General features: G+C 41.7%; 13 protein-coding genes. 9 read left to right on the forward strand and 4 right to left on the reverse strand.

Annotation, left to right across the window (positions count from 1 at the left end; translation table 11 throughout):
- The first annotated feature begins 151 nt into the window (after nucleotides 1-151).
- Nucleotides 152-1801 (forward strand): AarF/ABC1/UbiB kinase family protein, encoded by a 1650-nt coding sequence (locus IQ242_RS06660; RefSeq protein ID WP_193959431.1) that lies wholly within the window; start codon nucleotides 152-154, stop codon nucleotides 1799-1801.
- Nucleotides 1802-1813: 12 nt separating this feature from the next.
- Here IQ242_RS06660 and IQ242_RS06665 read toward each other — a convergent pair whose 3' ends face one another.
- Nucleotides 1814-2221 (reverse strand): hypothetical protein, encoded by a 408-nt coding sequence (locus tag IQ242_RS06665; protein WP_193959432.1) that lies wholly within the window; start codon nucleotides 2219-2221, stop codon nucleotides 1814-1816.
- Nucleotides 2222-2598: 377 nt separating this feature from the next.
- Nucleotides 2599-4020, reverse strand: a complete 1422-nt coding sequence (gene glnA / locus IQ242_RS06670) for a type I glutamate--ammonia ligase (RefSeq protein ID WP_002789532.1) — start codon at nucleotides 4018-4020, stop codon at nucleotides 2599-2601.
- 260 nt (nucleotides 4021-4280) lie between these two features.
- Between glnA and IQ242_RS06675 the strand changes: the two genes are divergently transcribed.
- The 7 genes from IQ242_RS06675 (at nucleotide 4281) to aroH (ending at nucleotide 9254) form a co-directional block, all read left to right on the forward strand.
- A protein-coding gene (locus IQ242_RS06675) for an IS630 family transposase (protein ID WP_193959433.1) occupies nucleotides 4281-5419 on the forward strand; the annotation gives its coding sequence in 2 pieces (ribosomal slippage) (nucleotides 4281-4707 and nucleotides 4707-5419; 1140 coding nt in all).
- Between the two features lie 70 nt (nucleotides 5420-5489).
- Complete coding sequence (locus tag IQ242_RS06680) at nucleotides 5490-6113, forward strand: IS607 family transposase (RefSeq protein ID WP_193959434.1); 624 nt, start codon at nucleotides 5490-5492, stop codon at nucleotides 6111-6113.
- Nucleotides 6114-6145: 32 nt separating this feature from the next.
- Nucleotides 6146-6886 carry a hypothetical protein gene (locus IQ242_RS25905; RefSeq protein ID WP_228020853.1) on the forward strand — a complete coding sequence of 247 codons (741 nt, stop codon included), beginning with the start codon at nucleotides 6146-6148 and terminating at the stop codon, nucleotides 6884-6886.
- 60 nt (nucleotides 6887-6946) lie between these two features.
- A complete protein-coding gene (locus tag IQ242_RS25910) occupies nucleotides 6947-7150 on the forward strand; it encodes a hypothetical protein (RefSeq protein WP_228020854.1) in 204 nt (67 codons plus the stop codon).
- A gap of 84 nt (nucleotides 7151-7234) precedes the next feature.
- Nucleotides 7235-7840 (forward strand): hypothetical protein, encoded by a 606-nt coding sequence (locus IQ242_RS25915; protein WP_228020855.1) that lies wholly within the window; start codon nucleotides 7235-7237, stop codon nucleotides 7838-7840.
- A gap of 122 nt (nucleotides 7841-7962) precedes the next feature.
- Nucleotides 7963-8784 (forward strand): signal peptide peptidase SppA, encoded by an 822-nt coding sequence (gene sppA / locus IQ242_RS06690; RefSeq protein ID WP_193959435.1) that lies wholly within the window; start codon nucleotides 7963-7965, stop codon nucleotides 8782-8784.
- Nucleotides 8785-8852: 68 nt separating this feature from the next.
- A complete protein-coding gene (gene aroH, locus IQ242_RS06695; protein ID WP_193959436.1) occupies nucleotides 8853-9254 on the forward strand; it encodes a chorismate mutase in 402 nt (133 codons plus the stop codon).
- A 16-nt stretch (nucleotides 9255-9270) separates the two neighbouring features.
- On the opposite strand, the gene IQ242_RS06700 is transcribed toward aroH, so the two are convergent.
- Complete coding sequence (locus IQ242_RS06700; protein ID WP_193959437.1) at nucleotides 9271-10164, reverse strand: alpha/beta fold hydrolase; 894 nt, start codon at nucleotides 10162-10164, stop codon at nucleotides 9271-9273.
- Nucleotides 10165-10222: 58 nt separating this feature from the next.
- Between IQ242_RS06700 and IQ242_RS06705 the strand changes: the two genes are divergently transcribed.
- Nucleotides 10223-11065, forward strand: a complete 843-nt coding sequence (locus IQ242_RS06705) for an alpha/beta fold hydrolase (protein WP_193959438.1) — start codon at nucleotides 10223-10225, stop codon at nucleotides 11063-11065.
- Here the strand turns inward: IQ242_RS06705 and IQ242_RS06710 are convergent, their stop codons facing one another.
- Nucleotides 11066-11899 (reverse strand): M48 family metallopeptidase, encoded by an 834-nt coding sequence (locus tag IQ242_RS06710; RefSeq protein WP_193959439.1) that lies wholly within the window; start codon nucleotides 11897-11899, stop codon nucleotides 11066-11068.
- Nucleotides 11900-11954 lie beyond the last annotated feature (55 nt).

Here is an 11954-nt window from a genome sequence, read left to right on the forward strand (position 1 = left end):
GATATATCTGTAATAATTTAAAAGTCACTGATAATTGCTGATTATCGGTGTTCCTGCAAATGTGGGATGCACCCATCGATAAGTACCTAACTTACCCACTGATAACTGATAACTGATAACTGATAACTGATAACTGATAACTGATAATACCGTGTTCTCACTCCCCCAAACCAGTCAAAGACAAAAAGAAATCCTTGAGATAGTTCTCGGCAACGGTTGGGACTATATGCGCGGGGTTTTAACCCTAGGAAAAACAGAAAATCCCCAGATTCCTACCCCAGAAGTTCTCAAAAAAATCCTCGTGGAATTGGGTCCTTTTTATGTCAAATTGGGACAGTTACTTAGTACCCGTCCCGATCTGCTACCTGCTAATTATATCGAGGCTTTAACTGCCCTACAAGCGCAAGTTCCTCCCGTTGCTTGGACAGATATAGAAATAGTTATCACTGAACAGTTAGCCAAACCGATCGAACAGGTATTTAAGTATATTAATACCCAACCGATCGCCGCAGGATCGATCGGGCAAATTCATCGGGCAACTTTATTATCCGGGGAGGAAGTAGCGATTAAAGTCTTACGTCCGGGGATCGAAAAAATTGTCGCACAAGATAGTGCCTTAATTAAGGGAATTGCTGATTTAGTTGCCCTAACAGAATTTGGTCAAAGTTATGACGTTGTTAACTTAGCAGAGGAGTTTATTAAAGCAGTCAATGCGGAATTAGATTTCACCCAAGAAGGTCATTATACTGACCAATTACGCTATAATTTAACCCAGAGTCGTTGGTCAGAACCCAAACAGTTAGTTATTCCTAAAATTTATTGGCACTTAACTAATTCCAGGCTATTAGTGTTAGAATGGTTAGAGGGAAAACAAATTTTAGAGGCCGATGTTTCTAGACCAGGAACTGAGCAAGCAATTTCCCAAAGAAAAAGCGAAATAACTAGGATTTTGTTTCGGTCATTTTTTCAACAAATTTATATTGATGGCTTCTTTCATGCCGATCCTCACCCGGGTAATATTTTCTATCTTGATGATGGTAGAGTAGCTTTAATTGACTGTGGTATGGTGGGCAGATTAGACCCGCAAACTCAACAAATTTTAACAGAATTGTTATTAGCAATTGTTGACTTAGATGCGAAAAGATGCAGTCAACTAACTATTAAATTATCCGAGTCAGTCGTTCCGATTACTTTAGTACAATTAGAGGTGGATTATGAGCGGATGCTGCGAAAATATTATAACCTCAATTTAAATCAAATTAACTTTAGTGAGGTAGTTTATGAACTTTTGCAAGTTGCCCGTCGCAATAGAATTAAACTTCCGGGTAATTTAGGTTTATTCGCCAAAAGTCTCGCTAATCTAGAAGGAACTGCCCGAAAATTTAATCCTGATATTAATATCCTAGAAGAAGTCAAACCGCTATTAACTAATATTCTTGAACAACAGTTAATCGGTAGCACTCCCCTACAAACTGCCCTAAGAACAGTTTTAGACTTGAAATCTTTTTCTCTGAAATCTCCCCGTCAAATCGAAGTTTTACTAGATGGTTTAACCTCGGAAACTTTAAATGTTAATCTAAAAATTCGCGAATTAGATAATCTCCGTCGCAGTTTAGATAATTCCGCCAATCGACTAGCTTTTAGTGTGATTATTGGCTCCTTAATTATCGGGGCTGCTATTGTCACAGCCAGCACCCAATCTCGGCAATTAACTATTATTAGTACCGTATTATTTGCTACAGCTAGTTTTATCGGTTTATGGTTAGTTGTCGGTATCCTGCGATCAGGGAGATTGCGCTAGAAATGATCGCGATTAAATTAAGATTTGTTGTTGTAAAAATTTCGCCCACCGACTAGCCAATTCAACTTCAGTAAAGGGAATTTTTTCAGGAGATCGCTCCTTAAAGATAAATTCTAGAAAAGGAGAACCCTGCGGGGGAAGAGCATCTAAATCCACCACTTGATTATTAACTAACAGACGGATTTCTTTGACCTCCTCTAGGGAAAAAGTTTGTAAATTAATCAATCCCTTACGAGTTGGCTTTCCCCAAGTGATAATTTTATCTTTTTGACCTAAGACAGAATATATATCATACTTAGCTCGCTCGAAGTTTTCAGCCCATGATCGATAGATTTCCACTTTTTGGTATTCATTCCAACCACTCCAAGCCAACCAAATAAATAGAATTAATAAAGGTGTCCACAATAACCCGCGTTCCATAAACTATCGCCCCAAAATTCTGGTCAATTAATCCTATTTTATGCTAAGTGGGTGGGTGGAATTAAATATAAGATGAACGTAGGTTGGGCTTCGGCCGTGAGCTTTTGCCGAACGGTTGAAGCATGAAACCCAACGCCCGCATGGGTTACGCTACCGCTAACCCATCCTACAAATAATTGTGCCTCCCTACTTAATTGGCAGCAAGGGATTATACTAGGGTTTGCGGCAAAAAGTTTTTCCTGGGGGCAGGGTGTGGGGAAGGAAACCTCTTTCATCTGCGGTGGTGAAAATTTTTTCATCAGGACTGACTTGCTGATTCGGAAAAAAAAAGGGCAGACAAAAGCCTACCCTAGGATTAATGATTGGTCAATCAAACCTTAGACATCGTAGTAGAGGGAGAACTCGTAGGGGTGAGGACGTAAGCGCATCGGGTTAACTTCGTTATCGAGCTTGTAGGTGATCCAGTTGTGGATAAAGTCTTCGGTAAAGACACCAGAATCGGTCAAGAAAGCGTGATCTTTTTCGAGATTTTCCAGAGCTGCTTCTAGAGAACCGGGGGTAGAGGGGATTTTTGACAATTCTTCGGGACTGAGTTCGTAGATATCCACATCGAGAGGTTCGCCGGGGTCGATTTGATTTTTAATCCCATCGATACCGGCACAGAGCATAGCTGCAAAAGCGAGGTAGGGGTTAGAAGTCGCATCAGGACAACGGAATTCCAAACGTTTGGCTTTCGGGTTGCTTCCCGATAAAGGAATCCGAATCGAAGCGGAGCGATTACCTTGGGAGTAAGCCAGGTTTACAGGGGCCTCAAAACCGGGGACGAGACGCTTGTAAGAGTTGGTGGTGGGGTTAGTTAAAGCTAAGAGTGCGGGAGCGTGTCTAAGCAAACCACCGATGTAGTGCAGTGCCATTTGGCTAAGTCCGGCGTATTTATCCCCGGCGAACAGGGGTTGACCATCTTTCCAGATAGACTGGTGAACGTGCATCCCGGAACCGTTATCACCAAAGATGGGTTTAGGCATAAAGGTGACGGTTTTACCGTATTTCTTCGCCACGTTCTTAATGCAGTATTTGTAGGTCATCAAGTAGTCGGCGGCCCGTACTAGGGTAGAGAATTTAATCCCTAACTCGTTTTGACCACCAGTAGCGACTTCATGGTGATGTTTTTCGATGGGAACTCCGCAGTCGGCCATGGTTAAGAGCATTTCCGTGCGAATATCTTGAGAGGTGTCGGTGGGACTAACGGGGAAATAACCCTGTTTGTAGGCGGGTTTATAGGCAAGATTTCCCTCTTTTTCGTCTTTACCGCTATTCCAACGACCTTCGACACTATCCATGTAGTAATAGCCTGCGTTGGCGGTTTGGTCGAAACGAGCGCTATCAAAAAGGAAAAATTCCGCTTCTGGTCCAAAAAATACGGTATCACCTAAACCGGTACTGCTAAGATAATCGATCGCTTTCTGAGCAATAGAGCGAGGATCGCGGCTATACCATTCACCAGTTCTCGGTTCTTTAATGCTACAGATCATGCTTAGGGTCGGTTCCTTGTAGAAGGGATCGATCCAAGCAGTGGTAGGATCGGGAACCATGGCCATATCGGATTCGTTAATTGCTTTCCAACCGCGAATACTGGAACCATCGAAGGCAACACCATCACTGAAAGAGCTTTCATCGATTTGATCGTAGTAGAACGAGCAATGTTGCCAGATACCAGGCATATCAATAAATTTCAGGTCGATAATCTTAATATTGTTGTCCTGAATCATTTTCAAGACTTCTTGTGGCGTTTCGGGCATGGAAAACTCCTTTGACGTATGGATCGGTTCTTAAGCTTCTCAAAAAACCCATCCTAAACAGTCACTTTGACCAGTTTTGTATTTTTCGATACAAAATCTTTGATCCTAGCTTGAAAAAATCTGTAATTTCCTTGTTCAGGTCGGTAATTGCTCCGAATGGCGATTTGCCCATCAGCTTCTACTGCCCCTTGCCCTACTGGTCTGTCAAAGCAATAATGACGGATAATAGGAGAGTTAAATTTAGACTAACTCTTCCAGTTATGCCAGCTAAAAAATATATTGTCTCCCTAACGGAGAATGAACGTACCTATTTGCAAGAATTGACCCAAAAAGGGAAAGCGGCTGCCCGAAAAATTAATCATGCTCGTATCTTGCTCAAAGCAGATATTAGTCAAGAGAATGGGGGGTGGAATGATCATCAGATCAGTGAAGCCTTGGATGTCAGTAGAAGGACAATAGAAAGAGTCAGACAAAGATTTGTTGAAGAAGGATTAGAACAAGCCATAAATCCTCGCCCCCAAAACTCGTCAAAACTGAAAAAGATAGATGGAGAAACAGAAGCCCATTTAATAGCTCTGGCTTGCTCAGAAACACCCACAGGTTATCATCGTTGGACGTTACGATTATTAGCAGAACAAATGGTCGTGTTAGAGTATGTAGAAAGCATTTCTCATGAAAGCATTAGACAAGTGTTAAAAAAAACGAAATTAAACCTTGGTTACAAGAATGTTGGGTAATTCCCCCTAATGAAGATGCTGAGTTTGTGTGTCAGAGGTCAGAAGTTTTAGGGCTATATATCCTGCCCTACGACCCAGCCTATCCCTTGGTTTGTTTTGATGAAAGCTGCAAACAACTCATTTCAGAAACTCGACCACCTTTACCTCCTGAACCCGGACAACCTGAACGCTTTGATTATCAATACGAACGAGAAGGAGTTAGTAATATGTTTAGGTTTTTTGAACCTTTAAAAGCTTGGAAGCACGTTGAGGTCACTGACCAACAGACGAGTATTGATTATGCCCAACAAATGAAATACTTGGTAGATGAACGTTATCCAGATGCTGAAAAAATCCGAGTCGTTCAAGACAACTTAAATACCCATGTTAAAGCTTCATTATACAAAACATTTCCTCCCCCTGAAGCTCGTCGTATCTTAGATAAATTAGAGTTCTATTACACTCCTAAACATGGAAGTTGGTTAAATAGGGCGGAAATTGAGTTGAGTGTTTTAAATAGACAGTGTCTTAACCGACGTATTTCTGACAAGGAAACTTTAATCCAAGAAGTGGAGGCTTGGGAACAACAAAGAAATCAATCTTCTTCTCCTGTTGATTGGCAATTCACTACCGAAGATGCTCGTATCAAATTAACTAAATTATATCCGTCAATTTTAACTTGACAGACTACTAGACCCAAAAAGCTGATAAAACCTGCTAAATTATAAGGTTTAGCAGAGTATTACCCCCCCTATGGACAAAAGATACAAACCAGGCGAGTTTTCGCAAAAAATCAACCGTAGTCTCGGAACACTAAGAATCTGGGATAAAAACGGCAAACTACCAGCAAAAAGACTTGCTTCAGGTCATCGTTACTACACGGAAGAAGACTTAAATAAAGCGTTAAACCTAGAGAAACCTGAAATCAAGAAAAAAATAGTGATTTATACCAGAGTTTCATCCCCTAAGCAGAAACAAGAGCTAATCCGCCAACGAGAAGCGATGGAGCAATTCTGCTTAGCTAGAGGTTATGTAATTGATGAAGTGATTGAAGAAGTGGGAGGAGGGTTAAATTATACTCGTCCGCAATTTTTAAGACTTATGCAAATGATTGAAAATCGAGAAGTTAAGATTTTAGTAATTGCTTTTAAGGATAGGTTATGTCGCTTTGGCTTTGAATATTTTGAGCAGTTTTTAAAGAGTCATGAAGGACAGTTAATCGTAGCCAACGCTCAAACCCTATCTCCGCGGCAAGAGTTGATTGAGGATTTACTAGCAGTTGTTCATTCTTTCTCTTGCCGTCTCTACGGATTAAGAAAATATAAAAAAGAGATCAATCGCCTGATTTCTGAGCCTGAGCCATCAGAAATGTGCTAGAATAAGTCAAAGGAAAACCCAAGCTCAAGATTATGACTCGTAAAAAGTCCCTAAAAGCGAAATTAACTCGGCGCACTCGGTCTAAAGTCAAGACCGATAAAACCGTCTATCAAATGTTCAGAGGGATGGAAGCTAAAATCGAAGAGCATCCTTTTTTAGAAGATTGGGGAAATACTTATCAGAGTCTATTGCGTACTGCCTTAAATGACCGACAAAAAGTCTTAACAGAAACAGAAATTGAAAAAACTTACCAGAAGCGATTTAATATTCAATGGGCATGGGCAGATAGTTTAGCCACGAATGCGAGTCAAGTCTATGAGCAATTAGTCACCGCCAAAGAGAATCAAATTGAACAAATTGAAACAGATATAAAAAGCGGCTTAGAAAAAGTCGAAGAAACCTTAACAGATTTAGAAAATGCTTACGAGTTTCCTACCCGCAAAAATACTCGTAATTTTGAGAAAAAGCTTTTAGGCGTTAGAGCTAAATTGGCGAGAATCGAAAGAAAAAAACGACAATTAGAGAAATTAAAAAATAACTCAAGGCTACATATTTGTTGGTGGTCAAAGAAGCTATTTAACGCTCAACATCATTGGGAAGAAAATGGGTATAGTTCTCATGAGGAATGGTACTCTGATTGGCAAAAAAAGAGAGGAGGAAACTTTTACAGTGTCGGTAAAGGCTCGGTAGATGGTAATAATCCTGTTACCAAAATTCATCACATTGAAGGGGATTTATTTACAGTTACCATTACTGTTCCTTGTTGTTATTAAGAATTTTATGGCAAAAGTTTAACCTTAAAATTTGCAGTAGCGGGACAAAGAAAACATGATTTGCTCTATGCTTTAGAAGCGAATAAACCCGTTACGGTACAAATATTTAGACGGGAACACAAAGAGGACAAGTGGTATATTCATCTTTCTACTTATATTCAAGCTGTTCCTTATGTTTCTTCTGGGAAAAATGGCTGTTTATGCATTGACTTAAACGCTGAATCTATTGATGTTGTTTATATTAAAAGAGATGGAAATTTATAATCCAATCAAGGAAAGTTTACTTTATTCTCTTTTCCCATACCAATAGGAACTACTGGACAAGTAGCGGCTAAATTAAGAGATATTGTGGCGGAAATTGTCAGCATTGCCCAAAGTTATCAATGTCCGATTGCTTGTGAGAATTTAGATTTTAGTAAAAAGAAAGCCTCGATGCGCCATTGCTCAAAAGGCTACAATCGGATGCTGAGTGGGTTTATTTATGACAAATTCCGCGCCTTTTTGGTAGCCAGAGCCGAAAAGTACGGCATTGAAGTGGCTTTTAAAAATCCTTTTGCCACTAGCACCATCGGCATGATTAAATATATGCCCAAATATGGTCTAAATTCGGCTTCTGCCGCAGCTATGGTCATAGCCCGAACAGCATTAGGGTTTAATGAACGAATACCCCGTTCTTATTGGTCAGTTTTGGGGGTAGTCTCACTAGAGGATGGGGCTACCTCTAATTGGGGTCTATGGGGTAAAATCTGTAAGCTTTTAAGCGGACAGAAAATTTCTAGACACCAAATGTTTACACAAGCAAACGTCCTTGAGGTATTGAGTGATGCAGTTTCCCGAAGCGGAAAGACTAAAAATAAGTCTCGAAGGGGAAGGAAGGTCAAATCCACTTCTTTATCAGTAGCTTCTGTAGATAGTTCATCAACTAGGGAGTCACCGATGCCCCAATCCTGTTAATCTTATAAGATTTTATAAGATTTTAATAGGTTTTTAGAAGGTGAAATATAATGTCTGCTTAACCCGGAACGATCAAAGCGTTAGATTAGAAAGAGTCCTTTTTTTAGAGATATTTAAACCTGATGGTCTGGCCTTTTAAACCGAAAACCCACAAACAAATCGCTCGAATAGAAATTACAGGTGCAATTGCCTCCGATACCCGCAAAAGAGTCTTAAAAGCCCTAGAAATCGTCAAAGAAAGGCAATATCCCGCCCTACTTCTCCGCATTGACTCCCCCGGGGGAACCGTGGGGGATTCCCAAGAAATTTATGAAGCATTGAAGCGGTTACAAAAAACCACGAAAATAATCGCTAGTTTTGGCAATATTTCCGCCTCTGGCGGCGTTTATATCGGTATGGGGGCCAATTATATTATGGCTAACCCCGGCACGATTACTGGCTCGATCGGTGTTATCCTCAGAGGGAACAATCTGGAAAGATTGTTGGATAAGGTGGGAGTTTCGTTTAAAGTGATTAAATCGGGCCCCTATAAAGATATTCTCTCCTTCGATCGAGAATTAACTGATGAGGAAGAAAGAATTCTCCAGGATATGATCGATACCAGTTATCAGCAATTTCTGCAAACCGTCGCCGGAGCGAGAAATTTAGATGTCAATCAAGTGAAAAGTTTTGCCGATGGGCGCATTTTTACCGGCCAACAGGCGTTAGAATTGGGAGTGGTCGATCGCTTGGGAACCGAGGAAGATGCCCGACTTTGGGCGCTAGAATTGGCAGGATTACCCCCAGATAAAACTAAATGTCAGACTATCGAAGAACCGAAACCCCTCCTCAGTCGTCTGACGGGCAATCGTTCCCCAATACCCCCAGGATTACAAAAAACCCTACAGCGTCTAGAATTTGAATTGGAAGTTAACGGACAACTATTGTGGTTATACCGACCCTGATGGCCAGATTAAAGTCGAGAAAAAGGGCGCGTTAACCCCTAAAATTGACTCATCAGGATTAGCGGAGGATGACAATCGTGCAGTGGAAGGTTCGAGCCATTCGGGGAGCGACGACGGTAACGGCTAATACTATTGAAGCTATACGAGAAGCAGTAACAGAACTCCTCGAAGCGATCGAAATCCACAATAGTCTCGATCCCGATGATATTGTTAGTGTTATCTTTACGGCAACTCAGGATTTAGATGCGATTTTCCCCGCCGCTATCGCTCGCGAACGTCCCCATTGGCAAAATGTCCCCCTCCTCGATGTGCAACAGATGCACGTCGTTGGTAGTCTGGACAAGTGTATTCGCGTAATTCTCCACGTTAATACTGCCAAACTGCAAGGGGAAATGCAGCACGTCTATCTGCAAGGGGCGAAAAATCTTCGCCCCGATTGGCAGATTTCTCCAGTAACTATTAATCGCTAAAATCTTCGATAACTGACTAAATCCTCATTTCCGACAGCCAACTCAAAATTAATTGATTAACTTTTTCGGGATGTTCATCGTGGGGACAGTGACCAGCTTTGGCAATCGGATAAAATTGGGTATTATTTCCCATTTTAGCTCTTTCTTGGTAAATTACCGAACCAGCGATCGGTGTCCAAGGGTCATCCTCTCCCCAGAGTACCAATAAAGGGCGATCGATTTGCGGCAATAATTCCAGGGGAGAAGGTCCGGGGGGTGCTGTCAACACCGATGCAAACACTCCCCACGCACCCGCATCACAGGAGGGCTGATAGAGAATTTCGACTAATTCCTCGGTAATCGCGGTATGATCCCGATAAACCTGTTTTAAGGTGTTACGGATGCGATTTTTCTGTCTTACCTGTTCAAAAATAAACTTTCCTGTCACGGGGGAACTAACTAAACCGGTAAAGGCAGCCATGATTAAACGCAAAGGGAAATTTAATTCTTCGGGACGATGGTTTAATCCGCCGGCACAGTTAATAATTACGCCTCCGGCAGTGATTTCGGGAGATTCTGCCATCAGCATTAAGGTAATCAGTCCCCCGATGGAATTACCGATAAATACCGTCGGTTTGGCGATTTTTTCCCGCCAAAAGTCTTGTATTTGCCGCAGCCAAAGGTTGAGACTATAATCTAAAGCGGGCTTATCCGCACCCCCAAATCCCAAAAGATCTAGCGCATAGACTTGATAGCCATTTTCCGCTAAAACGGGGATATTTTTGCGCCAATGACCGATAGATGCCCCAAAACCGTGAATTAATACTAGGGGTTGTCCTTCTCCCCCCACAGTGTAGGGGATGGTGTGACCTTGCCATGTCCAAGACAATTGTTCTAAGCTAGTCCCAGTGAGCGGAGATTGTCGTGCCATTGTATGAAGTTTTATTAAGTGATAGGTAAATTATAGAGTAAAAATCAGCCGAGAATTTATGCCACAACGTCAGACTTTTACCAATAACTCGATGGCAATTTCCTATTTACAATGGAGCGATCGAGGTATGCCTCTATTATTATTGCACGGCATGGCGGATCATGCTTTGGTTTGGTCAAGTTTGGGCGATTATTTAAGCTCAAATTATCAAGTTATTGCCCCAGATTTGCGGGGACATGGGGAAAGCGGTAAACCTGCAACCGGTTATCACTTTCAGGATTATATTGGCGATTTAAGGGCTTTAATTAATCATTTAGGTTGGACGCAAGCACATATTTTAGGTCATTCTTGGAGTGCTAAAATAGCGGCAATTTGGGCAACTCAACAGCCGGAAGTATTCAAGAGTTTAATTTTAGTCGATCCCTTTTTTATCGATAAAATGCCTAGTTGGATTAGGATAACTTTTCCAATTCTCTATCAAGTTTTGCCCTTTTTAAAGATTACTCGCTCCTTTGATAGTTATCAGAGCATAGAAGCGATCGCTCGTCAATTAAAACAATATAAAGGTTGGTCAAATCTACAGCAAGAGGTGTTTAAAAATGCCATCGAACAAAAAGCTGATGGCAGTTGGAGCAGTAAATTCACTTTATCGGCACGGGGGGAAATTTTTGAGGATGTCATGGGGTTTGCCGGATTAACTAAAACTTTAGATATTCCCAGTTTATTAATCCTTCCCCAACAGGGATTAAATCGCACTGCTTGGCAAATTCAATCCTACAAAAAGTATTTAACTTCTCTAGAAATTAAAAAGATACCGGGTAATCATTGGGCATTTTTAGGGGAACCTGAAACTTTTAATCAAGCGGTGGCCGAGTTTTTATCCGTTCGGGAAATTGTATGATTAGCGGAGAGAACGAAGCTGCAATTGGTAATAATCCCCGTCTAAACCTTGATTCTGCTTGTTATTAAGGGAATTAAGCTGTTTTTGCAGTGCCAAAATCCGATCGCCGGTAGCAGGATGGGTGCTGAGAATTGTCGGGGTAGAACCGCCTTGTTGTGCTAATTTTCCCATCAAGGAGATCATGGCTTTGGCTGCATAACCGGCCTCAGCTAGATTGTTTAAACCCAGTCGGTCCGCTTCTAATTCATCCTTGCGACTATTGGGCAGATTATAGGCGAGATTGACTCCCAATTGTACCCAAGTTTTTGTGTCTAATCCCGCCGCGCTGAGAAGTCCTTGGGCGAGGGCAGTATTGCGTAATTGGGTGATAGAATGACGACCGACGATATGGCCGATTTCATGGGCAATCACGCTGGCTAATTCCGCCTCATTATCAGCAGTTTTAATCAATCCCGTGTGTAAATAGACAAATCCGCCCATAGTAGCGAAGGCGTTAATGCTATTGTCGCGCACCACTTGAAAAGTGTAGGGAAGGTCAGGGCGATCGCTAGTTGCCGCTAATCGCTGTCCGATTTCTTGGACATATTGGTTAATTCTGGCATCTTTGGAGAGTTTTACCTTACCTGATTCTAATAAACCCTGATTAATCTGCCTACCGAGGGCGACTTCCTGCTGAGGAGAAATAGTCGAAAGTTGAATAACTTGCACACCGCGAAAAAGTAAATCCATCCACGAGCGCCCGAAACTGGGTTGGGGATTGATCATCCCGATACTCAGGGTGAGCAGCAGGGAAATTATGGTTAATAGCCAAAAACGGCAGAAAATAGGGCGCATAGACGATTCGATCCCATAAAAACCTCATTCCCATTCTAGACAGTCAATATCACCC

Origin of the sequence: Microcystis sp. LEGE 08355, assembly GCF_015207185.1 — a bacterium.
In the GTDB taxonomy this organism is placed as follows: domain Bacteria; phylum Cyanobacteriota; class Cyanobacteriia; order Cyanobacteriales; family Microcystaceae; genus Microcystis; species Microcystis panniformis.

Bases quoted from the DNA above. Each gene is read 5' to 3' on its own strand.
- IQ242_RS06665 (WP_193959432.1), bottom strand. From the start codon at position 2,221: ATGGAACGCGGGTTATTGTGGACACCTTTATTAATTCTATTTATTTGG.
- glnA (WP_002789532.1), bottom strand. From the start codon at position 4,020: ATGCCCGAAACGCCACAAGAAGTCTTGAAAATGATTCAGGACAACAAT.
- IQ242_RS06680 (WP_193959434.1), top strand. From the start codon at position 5,490: ATGGACAAAAGATACAAACCAGGCGAGTTTTCGCAAAAAATCAACCGT.
- IQ242_RS25905 (WP_228020853.1), top strand. From the start codon at position 6,146: ATGACTCGTAAAAAGTCCCTAAAAGCGAAATTAACTCGGCGCACTCGG.
- sppA (WP_193959435.1), top strand. From the start codon at position 7,963: ATGGTCTGGCCTTTTAAACCGAAAACCCACAAACAAATCGCTCGAATA.
- aroH (WP_193959436.1), top strand. From the start codon at position 8,853: ATGACAATCGTGCAGTGGAAGGTTCGAGCCATTCGGGGAGCGACGACG.
- IQ242_RS06700 (WP_193959437.1), bottom strand. From the start codon at position 10,164: ATGGCACGACAATCTCCGCTCACTGGGACTAGCTTAGAACAATTGTCT.
- IQ242_RS06705 (WP_193959438.1), top strand. From the start codon at position 10,223: ATGCCACAACGTCAGACTTTTACCAATAACTCGATGGCAATTTCCTAT.
- IQ242_RS06710 (WP_193959439.1), bottom strand. From the start codon at position 11,899: ATGCGCCCTATTTTCTGCCGTTTTTGGCTATTAACCATAATTTCCCTG.